Here is a 19,354-nt window from a genome sequence, read left to right on the forward strand (position 1 = left end):
GGACCGACGGGGCCGACGCGCAGGGTTGCTCGAGGGGCCGAGGGGCCGAGGGGCAGGCTGCTGCCGGGGGGCAGGCTGCTGCCGGGGGGCGTAGACCGGTGGTCAGGGCTCCGGGGGCACCGGATCGGCAACCGTGGGCGATCGAGCCACCGCAGGTCCCGCGCGTGCCCTCGCCTCAGCGGTGAACGGTCCCCGTCCCGAGGCGGCCGTCACGTCCGAGATCTGTCCCACCACCACGCACCGCACCAACCGCGCGCCCTGGGCCCGGGCCACCCGGTCGGCCCGGGCGCAGGCCGCCGCTGAACCGTCCGCCCAGTGGTCGGCCGCCGCCAGGGCCGCGAGATCCGCGCCGCCGGCGGCCCGGTGACGGGCGACGACGGCTTGCCCGAGGGCGATCAGGACGGCGAACACCAGGCACAGCACGGCGAGCGCGCCGAGACTCCACACGGTGGCCGAGCCCCGGTCGGAGCCCCGACACCGCCTCCCACCGGCACTCCGGCCCCCACCGCACCTCATGACCCGGCCCCCGCGCCCGCGTCCGTGCCCTCCGCCACCGCCACGGCCTCCTCCCGCACCTCGAACGGCAGGCCCCGCAGCACCGGCGGTTGCGCCACGACCACCACCCGCACCTGATCGCCCTCCCGGCTGACCGACACCCGCGCCCCGCTCGGCGCCGCGGCGCGGGTCAGCGCGACGACCGCGCCGGCCGGGTCCTGCCGGGCCGCCGCGCGGGCGCCGGTCCTGGCCGCGTCCACGCACTGGATCCGGGCGGCCACCACGAGCAGCCCCCACACCAACGCCATCGTGAACGCCACCAGCACCGGTAGCACCACGGCCGACTCCGCCGTCACGAACCCCCGGTCCCCTCGACGCGTCCTTCCGTGCTCACGCGCCCGCACTGAGCGCTCGCCTCACGATGTCGTGCAACTGCGCGGTGACCACGTCGCTCGTCAGCACCTTGTAGAGGAGCACCGCGAACGCCACGGCCGCGACGATGCCCATCGCGTACTCGGACGTCACCATTCCGGCGTCCCGCCGTGCGGCTGTCCGCATCCGAAACGTCCTGCGCATCCTGCCCACCAGGGCACGCACCCGCGCCCGTACCACCTTGTTCATTGCAACCCCCGTCGGGTCTGGTCCCGTTGGTCGAGATTCGTCGGTCTTCATGTGTCGGTTGTGTCAGTTGTGTCGGTGTGCTTGGCCGGTCGGTCTTGGCCGGCTGGATCTGGTCGGTCGGGCTCAGCTGTGCTCGCTCGGTCCTGACGGTCGTCCTGGCCGGTCGGCCCTGGCCGGTCAGTCCTGGCCGGTCGGCCCCGGCCAGTCGGCCCTGGTCGGTGGGGCTGCCGACCCCTGATGGGGCGGGGCGCGAGCTGTCCTCGCCTCTGTCATGGGCCGTCCGTCCGTCACGGACCACCCCCTCCCAGCGCCCCGCCCGCCAGTCCGATCACGACGGGTGCGATGCCCACCGCGATGAAGGCCGGCAGGAAGCACAGTCCGACCGGGGCGGTGACCATGACGGCGGCCCGGCGGGCACGCGCCGTCCCGGCTCGCGCCCGGTCGGCGCGGGCGTCGGCGGCGAGTCGGGCGACCGGTCCGGCCGCCGGAAGTCCGGACACGTCGGCCCGCTCCAGCAGTCGGGCCAGGTCGGACGCGCCCGGCGCCAAGGCCAACCTCCGCCAGGCAGTGGCCGGTTCGCCGCCCAACCGCACCTCGGCGGCCCCCCGCGCCAGCCCTTCACCGACCGGGCCGCCCAGCGCCTCGCCGACTGCCTGGGCCGCTGTCACCGGACCGGCTCCCGCCGCGATGCAGGCAGCCAACAAGTCCGCCGCCAGGGGAAGTTGTCGGGCCGCGACCCGTGCGTCGGCATCACTCACGGAGTCGGCCGCCTGCCGTCGGCGGCGCCACCGCCACAAGCCCACCGCGCCGATCAGTCCCAGGACGAGGCCGACGACTCCACCGCCCACCGCCCATCCGGCGCCCACCACCGCCACCTCGGGCAACCACCGCCGAACGGTCTCCCGCACCCGGGGACGTGTGGGTTCCTCCGGCCCCGAGCCGGCCAGCGCGTCGGCCAGCCGCTGCCGGGTCCTGCGTTCACGCCGGGCGGCCCTGAGCCACCGCGCCGTCCACCCCAGGGCGCACGCGATCCCCACCGCCGCCCCCAGCCTGTGGACAAGTTCCGCACTCATTCCGCCTTGCTCTCCCTTCGAACCACCGCAGCTCGTTCCCCTGCCTCACGCGCCCTCCGCGCCGCGCACGATCCGCACCGCCCACCACATCCCCAGGGCCTCCAGCGCGCCGCCGACGAGCAGGCACCCCAGCCCCGCACCGGTGTGCAGCAGGACGTGCAGCGGATCCGCGCCGAGCGCCGTTCCGAGGAGGAGCCCCAGGACCGGCAGGCCGGCGAGCATCACCGCCGTGGAGCGAGCGCCCGCCAACTGGGCCCTCAGGTCGGCCCGCTGGTCACGCTCGGCGCGCAACGCACCTTCGAGGCGGTCGAGTCCGTCGGCGAGACCGGCACCCTGGTCGACGGCCACCCGCCAGCAGGCGGCGAGCCCCAGCAGCCCGTCGGCCCCCGGCAGGCGGGCCGCAGCCGCGAGCGCACCGGGCACGTCCCCGCCGAACCGTGCCGCCGCAAGAACCGCGGACTGCGCCCCGCCCAGCCCTCCGCGGTCACGCGCGGCCCGCTGCAACGCCTCCCCCGGCTGGCACCCCGCCCGCACCTCCCCGGCGAGTGCCGCGCACAGCGCGATCACGGCGTCCCCGCGGCCCTCCTCCGCCCGGCGCGCCTCACGAGCCCGCCGCATCCGGCGCACCAGGGGCACTCCGGCCGCCCCCGCGACGACCGGCAGCACCGAGGCCCCCGCCAGCGCCACGGCCACTCCGACGACCAGCGGCCACCACTCCGGTCGCCAGCGCCCGCGCACCCGCCGCAGCTCACCGGCGAGGTCCTGCCACGACGGAGGCCCACTGCCGACCGCCCCGCCCCCCGCGAGCAGCAACTGGGCTCGCCGGGCCGCCGAGTACGGTCCGCCCCACAGCCAGATCGCCGCGCCGACGCAGGCCACGGCCGCGCCCATCGGCACCTCACCCCATGCGCTCATCACTGCCTCCGTCCCGTCCGGCTCACTCCTCCACGCGCCCCTCACTCCTCCTCGCTCCCCTCACTCCACTCGCCCCGCAGCAACTCCCTCAGCCGCTCCCAGCCCCGCTCGCGGGCGAAGGCGTCGGGCCGCCATCGCAGCGCCGGCACCGTCCGCACCAACCCGGCGTGATCGCGCTCCAGCACGTGCACCTCGGCGATCCGGCGCCGTCCGGCCGGGTCACGGACCAGGTGCAGGACCACCGACAGCGCGGCCGCCACCTGGCTGTGCAGGGCGGCCCGGTCGAGCCCGGCCGCCGTGCCGAGCGCCTCGAGACGGGCCGGAACGTCCGCGGCGGCGTTCGCGTGGACCGTCCCGCAGCCGCCCTCGTGGCCGGTGTTGAGCGCGGCCAGCAGGTGGACGACCTCCGGCCCGCGCACCTCGCCCACCACCAGCCGGTCAGGCCGCATCCGCAGGGCCTGCCGGACCAGGTCCTCGAGCGAGACGAGTCCGGCTCCCTCCTGGTTGGCGGGTCTGGTCTCCAGTCGGACGACGTGCGGATGATCGGGGCGCAGCTCCGCCGAGTCCTCGGCGAGCACGATCCGCTCGCCCGGCCCGACCAGCCCCAGCAGGGCACTGAGCAGGGTCGTCTTGCCGCTGCCCGTGCCCCCGCTGACCAGGAAGGACAACCGGGCCCGCAGCAGGGCCCGCAGCACCCGGTCCCCGCCCGGCGGCACCGTGCCCGCGGTGACCAGTTCGCCGAGGGTGAAGGCCCGCGGCCGGACGACCCGCAGCGACAGACAGGTGCAGCCCACGGCGACCGGGGGCAGCACCGCGTGCAACCGGGTCCCGTCGGGCAGCCGTGCGTCCGCCCAGGGCCGGGCGTCGTCCAGGCGCCGACCGGCCACCGCGGCCAGCCGCTGGGCGAGTCGCCGCACGGCGGCCGCGTCCGGGAAGGACACGGCGGTCAGTTCCAGGCCGCCGCCTCGGTCGACCCAGACCCGGTCCGGGGCCGACACCAGCACGTCGGTCACCGAGGGGTCGGTGAGCAACGGCTCCAGGGGACCGCTGCCGATCAGCTCGGAGCGCAGGTGCTCGGCCGCGCCGAGGATCTCCGCGTCCCCGAGGACCCGCCCCTGTTCCCGCAGCGCCTGCGCCACGCGCGCGGGTGTCGGTTCGGCACCGCTCTCCGCCAGCCACTGCCGAACGCCGTCCAGCAGTGCCCCGTTCCCTCGCGACCACGCCTGTTCGAATCCGACGTTCATACGCCCCCCTCTCGACCCACGACAGGGCCTCTTCACTCATCCCTGCGATCTCCGCGCCGACGACCGAACCGCCGACGACCGAACCCCGCCTTCGCGACCGGACCGCGCCCACATGACCGCCCCACCGCCCGGCCGAATCCCACCCGTGCGGCCGACTGCACGCCGCACGGCCGAACCCACCCGCCAAACGCCGCTGCCCTCCCCTCCCCGAAGCGGGGAAGCGACAGCCGCCTCGCCAGCCACCAGCCCACCCAGCCACCCCCGCCTCACCCTCCGCCGCGCCACTCACCCCCGGCTTCCGCCAGCGCCCGCTCCCAGAACTGCTTGCAGAAGCGGGCAAGGGGGCCACGTGCCGCTCCGCCGGGCGGGGTCCGGCCGTCGTCCGGGCGCAGCAGGCCGGGATCGGTCGGGATCTCACCGGCCAGGGGCAGTCCGAGGAGCCTGGCCACCTCGCGGTCGTCGAGGCCGGGGGTGTACGGGCCGCGTACCGCCACCCTCAGGTCGCGCACGACCATGCCGACCGCGGAGGCCACCCGTCCGGCCGCCGCGACGGCGCGCAGTTCGGCGGGGACCACCAGCAGACCCACGTCGAGCTGGGTGAGGACTTCTGCGACACCGTCGTCGACGCGGCGCGGCAGGTCCACGACGACCGTGCCGCCCCGGCGGCGGGCCGCGGCGAGCACCGCGCGGATCGCCTGCGGAGGGATGGCGACGCAGTCGCCGCGGTCCCAGCTGAGCACCCGCAGCTCGTGCAGCTTGGGCAGCGACTCCTCCAGGGCTCCGCCGCCGACCCGACCCCGTGAAGCGGCGAACGCCGGCCAGCGCAGGCCCTCGGCGGTCTCGCCGCCGAGGAGGACGTCGAGTCCGCCGCCCAGCGGATCGGCGTCCACGAGGAGCGTGCGCAGGCCCTCCCGCGCCGAGGTGACGGCGAGGGCGCACGCGAGCGTGGACGCGCCGGCCCCACCGCGTCCGCCGACGACGCCGACGGTCAGGGCCGGTCGGCCCACGCCCTCGGTGACGTCGGCGATGCGGTCGACCAGCCACTGTTCGCCGTCCGGCAGCACCAGGACGTGGTCGGCGCCGATCTGGACGGCCCGTTTCCACACCTCGGAGTCGTCCTGGTCGCGGCCGACGAGGACCACTCCACGTCTGCGGGCGGCTCCGCGCACCCGGCGCGCGGCGTCATCGCCCACGAGGACGAGGGGTGCGGACTCCCAGCTGCCCCGGGGCTCGGGGAGGCCGTGGTGTACCTCCGGTGTGGCGCCCGCCGCGGCGCACAGCCGCAGCAGGTCGTCGAGGAGCTCCGCGTCCTCGGTGACGATCAGCGGCCTGCCCTGCCGTCCTCCGACGGCGGGCGGCGGCGGGTCGTGTGTGACGGCTCCGCTCACGGTTTCCTCCCCCTTCGCTGTGTCTCGCGCGGCCTGTGCGGCCCCGCGATTCCCGTACGTGTGAAGAACCGGTGGGCCGGTCTCCCTTTGAACGGCCGACGGAAACCGGCCTGCGCGTCCGGCAAACGGAACCTGTCCCGAACTCCGCCTGAGCGGACGCGTCGGGAATCACGGTGCAGCGAACCCGGAAATCGTGTGGATCTTGGTGGATAACTGTGGACGAGTGGCCGGTTGTGAATATCGCCATCACCCATACCGGTGACGACGGTGCCGTCCGCTGTGCGACTTCCGCAGAGGAGTCCGACGACTACACTCCGTAACAGATCTTGGGCATGCGAAAGAGGCGGCCTCAGCCGCCTCGCCACTGCGTCACAACCGCTTATAGAACGGAAAAACCCACCCGGACATGCGACGACCCCCGCCGGGGGGGAGAGCGGGGGTCGTCTCCACGGCCGACTCGGGGGGGGAGGAGCCGGACCGGGTTAGCACGGTCGCGAACGATCCGTGACTTCCATGGTGTACCCGAGAGCCCTCTCAGGCAAACCCACGCGCCCACCTTACGCCGAATGGGCTGCCCCTATGCTCTGGGTTGTGGAAAACCACTCCTTGCCCCGCACAGCGGCCTTCTTTGACCTGGACAAGACGGTCATTGCGAAGTCGAGCACGCTCACCTTCAGCAAGTCCTTCTACCAAGGGGGGCTGATCAACCGCAGGGCGGCCTTGCGTACCGCATACGCCCAGTTCGTCTTCCTCGTGGGCGGTATGGACCACGACCAGATGGAACGGACACGCGAGTACCTGTCCGCACTCGTCCGCGGTTGGAACGTCCAACAGGTGAAGGAGATCGTGGCCGAGACGCTTCACGATCTGATCGACCCCCTCATCTACGACGAGGCGGCCTCGCTGATCGAGGAGCACCACCTCGCCGGCCGTGACGTGGTGATCGTCTCCACGTCGGGCGCCGAGGTGGTCGAACCCATCGGCGAGCTGCTCGGCGCGGACCGCGTGGTGGCCACCCGGATGGTGGTGGGCGAGGACGGCTGTTTCACCGGCGAGGTGGAGTACTACGCGTACGGCCCGACCAAGGCGGAGGCGCTCAGGGAACTGGCCGACTCCGAGGGGTACGACCTGGAGCGCTGCTACGCCTACAGCGACTCGGCGACCGATCTGCCGATGCTCGAGACGGTGGGTCATCCGCACGCCGTGAATCCGGACCGGGCCCTGCGCCGCGAGGCAGTGGCGCGCGGGTGGCCGATCCTCGACTTCCACCGCCCGGTCCGGCTCAAGCAGCGCATCCCGGCATTCTCCGTACCGCCCCGTCCGGCGCTCGTCGCGGCCGCGGCCATAGGCGCGGCGGCCGCCACCGCGGGCCTCGTCTGGTACGCCAGCCGACGCCGGGCGGCGTCCGTCTGATCCGGCCGAACCGGTATCCGCCGCCAAGGTGTCCGGTTCCATCCTGGTTGAGAGTACAAGTAAAGAAGTGGGGGCCAGGACTTCCGCTTCCCCCGGCCCTGGAGTACAAAGGATTCAACGGCCCGCGAGACCAAGGACATCCGAGAGGATCACCTTAATAACGCAGTTTGGCCCCACGGACCGCGCACGAACACCGAGCACCCACGCGACGTCGACCCGTCGATTACGGGCCAGCCGCACCAGGTGACGGGCGAAGATCCCGACCTGATGGGCGACATATCGAGGACGCTTGGTAACCCGGTGGACGTGCCAGCGGCGGTACGAGCACTCGTACCGCCGCAACCCTTGTCCAGGCTCCCCACGGGGAGCCTTTCTCGTTTCCCGCGCCGTCTGCGCGCGACCTACGCCGCACGCGCCGTTTCGCGCACCTCTTGTTCGGAGCTCTTACGCCGCCCCGCGCTGAAGCGCCTCGCAGACGGCGGTCGACTCGCGGGCGCCCAACTCGACGGCCCTGCCGCAGTGCGCGATCCAGGCCGCCATGCCCTCCGGGGTTCCCGAGACGTAGCCGTCGAGGGCCGCGAGGTAGGCGGCCCGACCCAGCTCGGCGTGGCCCACCTCGGCCGGGCAGACCGACTTGGGGTCGAGGCCGCTGCCGATCAGCACGATGCGCTCGGCCGCGCGCGCGACCAGGCCGTTGTGGGAGACGAAGGGGCGCAGCGCGAGCAACTCGCCGTGGACGACGGCGGCCGTCACCAGGGCGGGGGCGGAGCTGCCGCCCAGGATCAGCCCGGACAGCCCCTCCAGCCGGCCCGAGACCTCCTCCGCGGTCGGCAGCGGCAACTCGATCAGCGGCTCCTCGACCGGCTCACCGGCCTGCCGGGGCCGCCCGACCTCGTCGGCGTTGCTCGCCGCGGCCACCAGGTGCAGCCGCGCCAGCACCCGCAGGGGTGACTGACGCCAGATGGACAGCAACTGACCCGCCTCGGCGGTCAGCCGCAGGGCCGCGCCCACGACGCGCGCCTCGCCGTCCACGCCGAAGTCGCTGCGTCGGCGCACCTCCTCCAGGGCCCAGTCCGCCCCGGACAGCGCCGCCGAGCCCCGGGAGCCGCGCAGGGCCGCCTCGGAGGTGATCGCGGTACTGCGCCGTCGCATGATGCGGTGTCCGTAGACCCGGTCCACGGCCTTGCGCACGGTCTCGACGGACTCGGTCACGCCGGGCAGCGAGCCCAGGACCGCGAGCGGATCGGCGGTCGCGCCTGTCGTACTCATGCGTACGACCCTACGCAACCGGACCCCGCACCCCGAGAAGGAGTGGTCTTCTTCACGTCCACCTGCCACCTACGGCCATCGCGTCACTACGCGCGGCGACCGGGAAGACTTCATTCGTCGGGAAGGGCGGCAGCGGCAGGACCACCCTGTCGTCCCCGTCGGTCCGCCGTCTGGTGGCAGCGGCAGGACCACCCTGTCGTCCCTGTCGGTCCGCCGTCTGGTGGCAGCGGCAGGACCACCCTGTCGTCCCTGTCGGTCCGCCGTCTGGTGGCAGCGGGCGCGCCGGTCGTCCCGATCGACGCGGACAGCGACCAGCACCTCCGGCCGCACTCGGCCGCGACGAGGCGTCGGCCGCCGCACCGCCCGTGCGGGGCGACCGGCTGCCCGCGTCGGGGACAGCCCGCCTAGGGCCTGGCCGCCGGTGCCCCGGGTACTCCCTTCGGGGCCGGGGCGGGGTCGGTGGAGAGGAAGGACGCCCAACCCTGCCGCGGGGCCTCGCCCACCCCCAGGGTGCGCAGCTTGGCCAGGGTCTGCGGGTCCTGGGCGTCCAGCCAGTCGGCGAGCTGCCGGAAGGAGACGCAGCGCACCTCCTCCTTGGTGCAGACGTGCTCCACGACCTCCTCGACAGCGCGCATGTACGTGCCGCCGTTCCAGGACTCGAAGTGGTTGCCGATGATCAGCGGCGCCCGGTTGCCGTCGTAGGCCCGCCGGAAGCCCATGAGCAGGCCGTCACGCATCTGGTCGCCCCAGTACCGGTGCTTGGCGGGGTTGCCCTGGGTGGTGGTGCCGGACTGGTTGACCATGAAGTTGTAGTCCATGGTGAGCTGCTCGTAGGAGTGGCCGGGGAAGGGCACGAGCTGCATCGACAGGTCCCACAGGCCCTCCTTCTTGCCGGGCCAGACCTGGTTGTTGACGCCGCTGGTGTCGTAGCGGAAGCCGAGCTCGCGGGCGGCCTTCATGAAGTTCTTCTGGCCTTCGAGACAGGGGGTACGGGCTCCGACGAGCTCTTTGTCGTAGTCGAAGGGCAGCGGGGCCGCGTGCCGCATGCCGGCGTTGGTCCTCCAGGTCTTCACGAACCGCTTGGCCTGGGCGATCTCGTCCTTCCACTCGTCGACGGACCACTCACCGACGCCGCCGCCCCTGCCGCAGAAGTGGCCGTTGAAGTGGGTGCCGACCTCATTGCCCTCCAGCCACGCCAGGCGCAGTTGCTCGACGGTGGCGGCGATGCCCCGCCTGTCGTTGAAGCCGATGTCCGAACGGCCCGGCGAGTGCTGGGGCGGCCTGTAGAGGTCGCGCTTGTCCTCCGGCAGCAGGTACACGCCACTGAGGAAGTAGGTCATCGTGGCGTTGTTGTCCTTGGCGACCTTGCGGAAGTGGGAGAACAGCCGCTGGCTGTCCTCTCCGGCGCCGTCCCAGGAGAAGACCACGAACTGCGGCGGCTTCTGGCCGGGCTTCAGACGCTCGGGTCGGGGCTGGTGCGGCTGGGCGCCGGTATAGGCGGTGGAGCCGTCGCCGATCAGACGGAGCACGTTCCTCGGAGCGGGGGCCGGCTTCGCCTTCCTCGGTCCCGCCGCCCCCTCGTCGCCTCCCTGCGAACCCCCGGTTCCGGTCGCACAACCGGCGAGCGCCGCGGCGACGGTCACGGTGACCAGGGCTCCTGCGGCCATCCGGCGGGGGGCGGGCCCCGTCTGCGGGGCGGAGCTCGGCCGTGGGCCGGCCTGCGGGCCTGAGCCAGGCTGCGGGCCTGAGCCAGACCGCGGGCGGGGGCCAGGCTGCGGGCTCGGAGCGGACTCCGGCGGGGGGCCGGTTCTCGGCTCGGAGGCGGACTTCGGCGGGGGGAGGGACTTCGACGGGGTGGGGGCCTTCTGCGCGGCGGCGTTCCTCGGGTTGGCGGCCATCTTCCGCCCACCTTCTTCCTTCTCTCAGGCCAACGCCGACTGGGGCGTTCTGGGGTGGCGTGCGGGTCGAGCGACAGCGCCGCCAAGGTCGCACGGACCCGAGAAGGAATTAGTACGACAAGCCGATAAAAAGCTTGCTTCACCCTTGCAGGTGATTCATTGCCCCATTTGCCGGTTAAATCCATGCTTGGCCTTTACTCTGCATTACGATCTGTTTACCGAACGTTGATTCATCCCGCCGCTGCATGCCGTGACCCACGGCCGCGACCACCCCCGCCCCGGAGCGGGGGACCACCTGATCCGCGACCGCGCTGCCCCGGAGGAGACGGGAAAAATGTCAGCCTGCGTCCCGACCCGCACATCCGACTCGACGCTCACCGAACGCGTCCATCCACCTCACAGCCCGCCGCCGAGCGGACCCCGCCGCTTCCGCGTCGCGGGCGCCGACCTGTCCGCGTCGATCGCGGTGTTCCTGATCGCCCTGCCCCTGTCGCTGGGTATCGCCCTCGCCACCGACGCACCGCTCCAAGCCGGCCTGGTCGCCGCCGCCGTGGGCGGGATCGTCGCCGGTCGGCTCGGTGGCGCACCCCTCCAGGTCAGCGGCCCCGCCGCCGGACTGACGGTCGTCACCGCCGACCTCATCCACCGCTACGGCTGGCGGACGACCTGTGCCATCACCGTCCTCGCCGGGCTCGCCCAACTCGGTCTGGGCTGTCTGCGTGTGGCGCGCGGCGCGCTCGCCGTCAGCCCCGCCATCGTGCACGGCATGCTCGCCGGCATCGGCGTCACCATCGCCGTCGCGCAGCTCCACATCGTCCTGGGCGGCAGCCCGCAGAGTTCCGTCCTCGACAACCTCCGGGCGCTACCCGCCCAGTTGGCCGACGTGCGGCTCGCCGCGGTGGCGGTGAGCGTGCTGACGCTGGTCCTGCTGCTGCTCTGGCCTCGTCTGCCCGGCCGGGTGGGCCGCCTGTTGCGCATGGTGCCCGCCGCACTCGTCGCCGTCGCCGGCGCCACCGCCGTCGCCGCGCTCGCGGAACTGACCCAGCCCAGGGTCGACCTGCCCTCCTGGAGCAGCCATGCCCTGGTCGGGCTGCCCGAGGGACCCGTGCTCGGGCTCGCCGCCGCGGTGCTCACCATCACGCTGGTGTGCAGCGTGCAGTCGCTGCTCGGCGCGGTCGCCGTGGACAAGCTGGTCGCCTCCCGGCCCGGACTGCCCGCCCGTGTCGGCCGCTCCGACCTCGATCGCGAGCTGCTCGGACAAGGCGCCGCCAACATCGTCTCCGGCTCGCTCGGCGGCCTGCCCGTCGCGGGCGTGGCCGTGCGCAGTTCGGCGAACGTCCACGCCGGGGCCGTCAGCCGGAACTCCACGATGCTGCATGGCGTTCTCGTAGTGGTCGCCGCGCTGCTGATGGTGCCGCTCCTGGAGCTCATCCCGCTCGCCTCGCTCGCCGCCCTGGTGATGGCCGTCGGCATCCAGATGGTGTCCCTGCACCACATCCGCACGGTGACCCGCCACCGAGAGGTGCTGGTGTACGCCGTCACCACCCTGGGCGTGGTGTTCCTCGGCGTCCTGGAGGGCGTGGCGCTGGGGATCGCCGTGGCCGTCGCCGTCTCCCTGCACCGCCTCGCCCGCACCCGCATCACCCACGACGAGAGGGAAGGAGTCCATCACGTACACGTACGAGGCCAGTTGACGTTCCTCGCGGTGCCGCGCCTCACCCGCGCCCTGCACCACGTGCCCCACGGCACCCATGTCGTCGTCGAGTTGGACGGCTCCTTCATGGACCACGCGGCGTTCGAGGCGCTTCAGGACTGGCAGAAGACACACACCGCGCGGGGCGGACTGGTCGAACTGACCGGCCGCCGCATCGGCACCGGCTTCAGACACCCCGAGCCGGTCGCCGAGCCGATCGTCGGCCCACCCCTCGACTCCGCTCCGGCAGCGGGCACGCCCGTCGCCGACTGTCGCTGCGGGCCCTGGACCCCCTGGCGCAACCACCAGTGCCACGACCCACGGTCCGTGCTGCTGTCGGGCGGTGGCCACGGCACCGTCGACGCGGCGATGGACGACGGTGTGGCCGCCGATGCCGAGGGGTCCGGCGGTGCCGGTGGCCCCGGCGATTCCGACGCGCGCACCCACGCTGGTGCCCCCACCCACGCGAAGTCACCCCGTCACGCCGGTGCGCAGGCTCACGCCGAGGCGGCGACCCACACCGGTGCATCCACCCCTACCGTTGCGCACACTCACGCCGGGGCGGCGGCCCACACCGGTGCGAGCACATACGCCGGGGCGGCGGCCGACCACGGTGCGACGGGCGCCGCCGGTACACACGGCGACGCCAGGACGCCCGGTGCTGCCGGTCCGCCGGTTTCCTCCACCGCACCGGAGGCGCCCGGCACGGCCCCCGCCCCCTCCCCTCCCTCCCGCTCGCCCGACAAGGCCGGCCCAGCGCGTCACGCCGAAGCCGCGGCCACCGGTCCGACGGACGACGGCCACACGACCGACCCCGCCGAACGCACCACCCCGCCACCCAGCGGACCCAGCGCCCGTCAACTGGTCCGAGGCATCAGCGCGTTCCAGCGCAACACCGCCCCGTTGGTGCGCGGGGAGCTGGCGCGGTTGGCGCGGGAGGGGCAGCAGCCGTCCCAGCTCTTCCTGACCTGTGCCGACTCACGGGTGGTCACCTCGATGATCACTTCCAGTGGTCCGGGAGACCTGTTCGTGGTGCGCAACGTCGGCAATCTCGTGCCGCCGCCCGGCGAGGAGAACGGGGTGGAGAGCCGGGACGACTCGGTGGCGGCCGCGATCGAGTACGCGGTGGACGTGCTGAAGGTGCGGTCCATCACGGTGTGCGGGCATTCCGGGTGCGGGGCCATGCAGGCGCTGCTCAACTCCGAACCGGGCGCCGCGCAGACCCCGTTGCGGCGGTGGCTGCGGCACGGGTTGCCGAGCCTGGAGCGGATGGTCGACGACAGCCGCCCCTGGACCCGGATCGCCGGACGGGCGCCCGCCGACGCGGTGGAGCAGCTGTGCCTGACCAACGTGGTCCAGCAGTTGGACCATCTGCGTGCCCACGAGTCGGTGGCCCGGGCGCTCGGGTCCGGGATGCTGGAACTGCACGGGATGTACTTCCACGTGGGTGAGGCACAGGCGTACCTGCTCACCGAGGCGGGCGAGGGCGACGACGAGGTGTTCGACCACGTCGGAGTGGCGGACGTGTCGGCCTGACCCGTCGCCGGTCACGGCTCCGGTGCGCGGCCTCCCTCGGGGTGGGGCCGCGCGCCGAGGGCATGGCCGCACAGCCCGGAGCCACCATCCGCCACCCCGCCCCGCACCGGCACCGGCACCGGCACCCCGCCTTCCGGGTTCCCGGCGCCCGACGCCCACCGCCCGCAGCCCTCTCTCCCCCGTCGTCCGGCACCCCGCCTTCCGGGTTCCCGGCGCCCACCGCCCCCAGCTCCCTCTCGCCACCCTCCCCTCACCCCTCTCCCGCCCCCGCATTGAACTCCCCCCGCCCCCCATCCGTGGCTACCGATGACCCAGGTCGGCGGGGGCGGGCGCCGACACGCCCGCGAACCGTCCACCCCGTCCAAAGGTCTACACCAATTGCCCGGCGGCCCTTGTCACCGGGCCCCCGGGTCTGATGAGCTGTGGCCTGGGACACAACGGACACCCTTCGAGAGGGAGATGTCGTGAGCAACGAGAGCCTGGCCAACCTGCTGCGGGAGGAGATGGGACAGTGAGCGAGAATCCTTCCCTCTCCAACCTGCTGCGCGAGGAACGCAGGTTCGCGCCGCCCGCCGACCTGGCCGCGAACGCCAATGTCACGGCGGAGGCGTACGAGCAGGCCAAGGCTGACAGGCTCGGCTTCTGGGCCGAGCAGGCCCGTCGGCTGACCTGGTCCAAGGAGCCGACGAAGACGCTGGACTGGTCGAACCCGCCGTTCGCGAAGTGGTTCGAGGACGGCGAACTCAACGTCGCCTACAACTGCGTGGACCGGCATGTGGAGGCCGGGCACGGCGACCGCGTCGCCATCCACTTCGAGGGCGAGCCCGGCGACAGCCGTGCCCTCACCTACGCCCAGCTCAAGGACGAGGTCTCCAAGGCCGCCAACGCCCTGCTGGAGCTGGGCGTCCAGGCGGGCGACCGGGTCGCCGTCTACATGCCGATGATTCCCGAGACGGCGATCGCGATGCTCGCCTGCGCCCGTGTCGGCGCCGCGCACTCGGTGGTCTTCGGCGGCTTCTCCGCAGACGCGCTCGCCACCCGCATCCAGGACGCCGACGCGAAGGTGGTCATCACCGCCGACGGCGGCTACCGGCGCGGCAAGCCCTCCGCGCTGAAGCCGGCCGTCGACGAGGCCGTCGCGAAGGCCGGCACCGTCGAGCACGTCCTGGTGGTGCGCCGCACCGGCCAGGAGGTCGCCTTCACCGAGGGCCGGGACGTGTGGTGGCACGACCTCGTCGAGCGGCAGAGCGCCGAGCACACCCCGCAGGCGTTCGGGGCCGAGCACCCGCTGTTCATCCTCTACACCTCGGGCACCACGGGGAAGCCGAAGGGCATCCTGCACACCTCCGGCGGCTACCTCACCCAGACCGCCTACACCCACCACGCCGTCTTCGACCTCAAGCCCGAGACGGACGTGTACTGGTGCACCGCCGACGTCGGCTGGGTCACCGGGCACTCGTACATCGTCTACGGGCCGCTCGCCAACGGCGCCACCCAAGTCATGTACGAGGGCACTCCGGACACCCCGCACCAGGGGCGGTTCTGGGAGATCGTGCAGAAGTACGGCGTCACGATCCTCTACACGGCGCCGACCGCGATCCGCACGTTCATGAAGTGGGGCGACGACATCCCCGCCAAGTTCGACCTGTCCAGCCTGCGCATCCTGGGCTCGGTCGGCGAACCGATCAACCCCGAGGCGTGGATCTGGTACCGCAAGCACATCGGCGCCGACCGCACGCCGGTCGTGGACACCTGGTGGCAGACCGAGACCGGCGCGATGATGATCTCGCCGCTGCCGGGCGTGACGCAGACCAAGCCGGGCTCCGCCCAGACCCCGCTGCCCGGCATCTCCGCCACCGTCGTCGACGACGAGGCGAACGAGGTCCCGAACGGCGGTGGCGGCTACCTGGTCCTCACCGAGCCGTGGCCGTCGATGCTGCGCACCATCTGGGGCGACGACCAGCGGTTCATCGACACCTACTGGTCCCGTTTCGAGGGCAGGTACTTCGCCGGCGACGGCGCGAAGAAGGACGACGACGGCGACGTCTGGCTGCTGGGCCGGGTCGACGACGTCATGCTCGTCTCGGGCCACAACATCTCCACCACCGAGGTCGAGTCCGCGCTCGTCTCCCACCCGTCCGTCGCCGAGGCGGCCGTGGTCGGCGCGGCGGACGAGACGACCGGCCAGGCCATCGTCGCCTTCGTGATCCTGCGCGGTACCGCCGCCGAGACCGAGGACCTGGTCGTCGAGCTCCGCAACCACGTCGGCGCCACCCTCGGCCCCATCGCCAAGCCCCAGCGGATCCTGCCGGTGGCCGAGCTGCCGAAGACGCGCTCCGGCAAGATCATGCGCCGTCTGCTGCGCGACGTGGCCGAGAACCGCCAGCTCGGAGACGTCACCACGCTCACGGACTCCACGGTCATGGACCTCATCCAGGCCAAGCTCCCGGCCGCGCCCAGCGAGGACTGAGGGCGAGAGCGGGAGGACGAGACCGAGGGCGACAGGACTGAGAACGGCACGAAGGGGCACCCGGCGACCAGCGCGCCGGGTGCCCTTCGCGCACCTACGGTGGAAAGCAGTGGCCGGCACCTGCGCTGGGGCCAGTGGCTCGCCCCCGCGCAGGGGTCAGTGGATCCGCGCCGAGGTGGGGATCCGAGGACCGTGTCATGGCGGGTACCAGTGGATCCGCGCCGGCGGTGGAGATCAGTGGATCCCTCCCCGCGCCCTTAGGTAAGCTAAATAAAGTCAGCTGTACACGAGGTGCGCCGGGAAGTCTGGTCGGCAACTGCTCCGTCCTGCCCCCCCGACCGGAGGTCTCCCCGTGACCGCGCCCCGCACCCCCACCCCCGGCAAGGCCCTCGGACGCCTCTCCCTGCCCGAGCGGACCTATGTGGCGGACGCGCTGCGCACCGAGACCGTCGGCGGTGTGCTGCTGCTCGTCGCCGCCGTCACCGCGCTGGTCTGGGCGAACGTACCGGCGCTGCGCGCCGGTTACGAGAGCGTCAGCCACTTCCACTTCGGTCCCGAGGCGCTCGGCCTGGATCTGTCCGTCGCCCACTGGGCCGCCGACGGTCTTCTCGCCGTCTTCTTCTTCGTCGCCGGCATCGAACTCAAGCGCGAGCTGGTCGCCGGTGATCTGCGCGACCCCAGAGCGGCCGTGCTGCCGGTCGTCGCGGCGCTGTGCGGCATGGCCGTCCCCGCGCTCGTCTACACCCTCACCAACGTCGTCGGCGGCGGCTCCCCGGCCGGCTGGGCCGTGCCCACCGCCACCGACATCGCCTTCGCGCTCGCCGTGCTCGCCGTCATCGGCACCTCATTGCCGAGCGCCCTGCGCGCCTTCCTGCTCACCCTCGCCGTCGTGGACGACCTGTTCGCGATCCTGATCATCGCCGTCTTCTTCACCGAGACGATCGACTTCGCCGCGTTCGGCGGCGCCGTCCTCGGGCTCGCGGTCTTCTGGCTGCTGCTGCGCAAGGGCGTCCGCGGCTGGTACGTGTACGTCCCGCTCGCGCTCGTCGTCTGGGCGCTGATGTACAACAGCGGCGTCCACGCCACCATCGCGGGCGTCGCCATGGGCCTGATGCTGCGCTGCACCACCCGCGACGACGAGAAGCACTCCCCCGGCGAACACATCGAACACCTCGTCCGGCCCCTGTCGGCAGGCCTCGCCGTGCCCCTGTTCGCCCTGTTCAGCGCGGGGGTGACGGTCTCCGGCCGGGCCCTCGGGGACGTCTTCACCCAGCCGGAGACGCTCGGGGTCGTCCTCGGACTCGTCGTGGGCAAGACGGTCGGCATCTTCTGCGGCACCTGGCTGACGGTCCGCTTCACCCGGGCCTCCCTCGGCGAAGGCCTGGCCTGGGCGGACGTCTTCGCCGTCGCCTCACTGGCCGGCATCGGCTTCACCGTCTCGCTGCTGATCGGCGAGCTGGCCTTCGAGGGCGACGCGGCCCTGACCGGCGAGGTGAAGGCCGCCGTCCTCGTCGGATCGCTGATCGCGGCCGTGGTCGCGACCGTACTTCTGAAGCTGCGCAACGCCGAGTACCGCCGGCTCTACGAGGACGAGGAGCGCGACGACGACCTCGACGGCATCCCCGACGTCTACGAGCAGCACGACCCGGCGTACCACCTGCGCATGGCGGCACTCCACGAGGCCAGGGCCGCGGAACACCGCAGGACCGCGCGTCGGCTCGCCGAGGAGAGGGACGCCGAGCGCAGCGGGCTTGCCGAAGTGACGGGCGGGGCAGGCGACGAGGACGACCGTCCGGCATGATCTGACGGGACGGTACAAAAGACGGGACCGTACGCAGTCAGGCAGAAGACGGCGGAACCGTACAAGACGAGGGAGACCGCGATGAGCGCACCCGACGGCAGCCCGGTCGGCGCCGAACGCAGCATCGGTCAGTTGTTCGCCTCGGCGACGACCGAGATGTCGGCGCTGGTGCACGACGAGATCGCGCTGGCGAAGGCGCAGCTCAAGCAGGACGTCAAGCGCGGCGCCACCAGCGGCGGCGCCTTCTCGCTGGCCGGCGCGGTCCTCATCTTCTCGCTGCCGATGCTGAACTTCGCCCTGGCGTACGGCATCCGCACCTGGAGCGGGTGGAACCTCGCGATCTGCTTCCTGCTGTCGTTCGCGGCGAACGTCCTCGTCGCGCTCGTCCTGGTGCTGATCGGCGTCGTCTTCGCGAAGAAGGCGAAGAAGGGCAAGGGGCCGCAGAAGGTCGCCGCCTCGGTGAAGGAGTCGGCGGGCGTCCTGCAGAAGGCCAAGCCGCACCCGCGGCCGGAACTCGCACAGGACCGGACACCGGAGGCCATCGAGGCTGTGGCACGCTCGTCCTCATGACGGACCCCGCCACCCCATCGGCGCAACCCGCCTCGGTCGTACGCCCGGACGTCGTCGGCGACACGAAGGTGACCCACCGGGAGGTCGCCGCCAACGGCGCCCGCTTCCACATCGCCGAGGCGGGCGACGGCCCCCTGGTCATGCTCGTGCACGGCTTCCCGCAGTTCTGGTGGACCTGGCGCCACCAGATGACCGCGCTGGCCGACGCGGGATTCCGGGCCGTCGCGATGGACCTGCGCGGCGTCGGCGGCAGCGACCGCACCCCCCGCGGCTACGACCCGGCCAACCTCGCCCTCGACATCACCGGCGTGATCCGCTCCCTCGGCGAGCCGGACGCCGCGCTGGTCGGCCATGACCTGGGCGGCTATCTGGCCTGGACGGCGGCCGTGATGCGCCCCAAGCTCGTGCGCCGGCTCGCGGTCGCGTCGATGCCGCACCCCCGGCGCTGGCGCTCGGCGATGCTCACCGACGTCCGGCAGAGCGCCGCCGGATCCCACATCTGGGGCTTCCAGCGGCCCTGGATCCCCGAACGCCAGCTGACCGCGGACGACGGGGCGCTGGTGGGCCGGCTGATCCAGGAGTGGTCCGGACCGCGGCTGCCGGAGGACGACTCGCTGGAGACGTACCGGCGCGCCATGTGCATCCCCTCCACCGCGCACTGCTCGGTCGAGCCGTACCGGTGGCTGGTGCGGTCGCTGGCCCGGCCGGACGGCGTGCAGTTCTACCGGCGGATGAAGCGGCCCGTGCGCGTGCCCACACTGCACCTGCACGGTTCCCTCGATCCGGTGATGCGCACGCGCAGCGCGGCCGGCTCCGGTGAGTACGTGGAGGCGCCGTACCGGTGGCGGCTGTTCGACGGGCTCGGACACTTCCCCCACGAGGAGGATCCGGTCGCTTTCTCGACAGAACTGGTCAATTGGCTGAAGGACCCCGAACCCGATCGGTGACCAGAGCATCGCGCCCGGTAT

15 protein-coding genes and 1 pseudogene are annotated in these 19,354 nt (G+C 72.7%); 7 read left to right on the forward strand and 9 right to left on the reverse strand.

Annotated elements, in window-relative coordinates; translation table 11 throughout:
* Positions 1-102 precede the first annotated feature (102 nt).
* The 7 genes from ACZ4YY_RS16625 to ssd all read right to left on the reverse strand — a co-directional run bounded on the left by ACZ4YY_RS16625 (position 103) and on the right by ssd (position 5,736).
* Positions 103-516, reverse strand: coding sequence for an Rv3654c family TadE-like protein (locus ACZ4YY_RS16625; RefSeq protein WP_468289844.1), 414 nt, complete (start codon positions 514-516; stop codon positions 103-105).
* Entirely contained in the window at positions 513-851 is a 339-nt protein-coding gene (locus tag ACZ4YY_RS16630) for a TadE family type IV pilus minor pilin (protein WP_468289847.1), read from the reverse strand. Before ACZ4YY_RS16630 ends, ACZ4YY_RS16625 begins: the two co-directional genes overlap by 4 nt.
* A 34-nt stretch (positions 852-885) precedes the next feature.
* Entirely contained in the window at positions 886-1,116 is a 231-nt protein-coding gene (locus ACZ4YY_RS16635) for a DUF4244 domain-containing protein (protein WP_468289850.1), read from the reverse strand.
* A 287-nt stretch (positions 1,117-1,403) separates the two neighbouring features.
* The gene (locus tag ACZ4YY_RS16640; protein ID WP_468289853.1) at positions 1,404-2,189 is read right to left on the reverse strand and encodes a type II secretion system F family protein; all 786 of its coding nucleotides are present in this window, start codon (positions 2,187-2,189) and stop codon (positions 1,404-1,406) included.
* Positions 2,190-2,234: 45 nt separating this feature from the next.
* Positions 2,235-3,104 carry a type II secretion system F family protein gene (locus ACZ4YY_RS16645; protein ID WP_468289855.1) on the reverse strand — a complete coding sequence of 290 codons (870 nt, stop codon included), beginning with the start codon at positions 3,102-3,104 and terminating at the stop codon, positions 2,235-2,237.
* 41 nt (positions 3,105-3,145) lie between these two features.
* A complete protein-coding gene (locus ACZ4YY_RS16650; protein ID WP_468289858.1) occupies positions 3,146-4,348 on the reverse strand; it encodes a TadA family conjugal transfer-associated ATPase in 1,203 nt (400 codons plus the stop codon).
* A gap of 266 nt (positions 4,349-4,614) precedes the next feature.
* On the reverse strand, positions 4,615-5,736 hold the full coding sequence (ssd, locus tag ACZ4YY_RS16655; RefSeq protein WP_468289861.1) for a septum site-determining protein Ssd: 1,122 nt from the start codon (positions 5,734-5,736) through the stop codon (positions 4,615-4,617).
* A 579-nt stretch (positions 5,737-6,315) separates the two neighbouring features.
* Here ssd and ACZ4YY_RS16660 point away from each other — a divergent pair.
* A complete protein-coding gene (locus ACZ4YY_RS16660; protein WP_468289864.1) occupies positions 6,316-7,149 on the forward strand; it encodes an HAD family hydrolase in 834 nt (277 codons plus the stop codon).
* A 444-nt stretch (positions 7,150-7,593) separates the two neighbouring features.
* On the opposite strand, the gene ACZ4YY_RS16665 is transcribed toward ACZ4YY_RS16660, so the two are convergent.
* Complete coding sequence (locus tag ACZ4YY_RS16665; protein ID WP_468289867.1) at positions 7,594-8,418, reverse strand: Fic family protein; 825 nt, start codon at positions 8,416-8,418, stop codon at positions 7,594-7,596.
* Positions 8,419-8,658: 240 nt separating this feature from the next.
* Here ACZ4YY_RS16665 and ACZ4YY_RS16670 point away from each other — a divergent pair.
* Positions 8,659-8,804: pseudogene (locus tag ACZ4YY_RS16670) on the forward strand (ATP-binding protein); the annotation flags it as partial.
* Positions 8,805-8,822: 18 nt separating this feature from the next.
* On the opposite strand, the gene ACZ4YY_RS16675 reads toward ACZ4YY_RS16670, so the two are convergent.
* Positions 8,823-10,085: a polysaccharide deacetylase family protein gene (locus ACZ4YY_RS16675; RefSeq protein ID WP_468289870.1), complete on the reverse strand. Its 1,263-nt coding sequence runs from the start codon at positions 10,083-10,085 to the stop codon at positions 8,823-8,825.
* A gap of 565 nt (positions 10,086-10,650) precedes the next feature.
* Between ACZ4YY_RS16675 and ACZ4YY_RS16680 the strand changes: the two genes are divergently transcribed.
* The 5 genes from ACZ4YY_RS16680 (at position 10,651) to ACZ4YY_RS16700 (ending at position 19,333) form a co-directional block, all read left to right on the forward strand.
* Positions 10,651-13,545: a SulP family inorganic anion transporter gene (locus ACZ4YY_RS16680; protein ID WP_468289873.1), complete on the forward strand. Its 2,895-nt coding sequence runs from the start codon at positions 10,651-10,653 to the stop codon at positions 13,543-13,545.
* Between the two features lie 511 nt (positions 13,546-14,056).
* Entirely contained in the window at positions 14,057-16,015 is a 1,959-nt protein-coding gene (gene acs / locus ACZ4YY_RS16685; RefSeq protein ID WP_468289875.1) for an acetate--CoA ligase, read from the forward strand.
* A 352-nt stretch (positions 16,016-16,367) separates the two neighbouring features.
* Positions 16,368-17,816, forward strand: coding sequence for a Na+/H+ antiporter NhaA (gene nhaA / locus ACZ4YY_RS16690; RefSeq protein ID WP_468289878.1), 1,449 nt, complete (start codon positions 16,368-16,370; stop codon positions 17,814-17,816).
* Between the two features lie 81 nt (positions 17,817-17,897).
* Positions 17,898-18,386, forward strand: coding sequence for a phage holin family protein (locus tag ACZ4YY_RS16695; RefSeq protein ID WP_468289880.1), 489 nt, complete (start codon positions 17,898-17,900; stop codon positions 18,384-18,386).
* Positions 18,383-19,333: an alpha/beta fold hydrolase gene (locus ACZ4YY_RS16700; RefSeq protein ID WP_468289883.1), complete on the forward strand. Its 951-nt coding sequence runs from the start codon at positions 18,383-18,385 to the stop codon at positions 19,331-19,333. The genes ACZ4YY_RS16695 and ACZ4YY_RS16700 overlap by 4 nt, the downstream gene beginning before the upstream one ends.
* Positions 19,334-19,354: the final 21 nt, after the last annotated feature.

This window comes from Streptomyces sp. NPDC030143 (assembly GCF_055573695.1).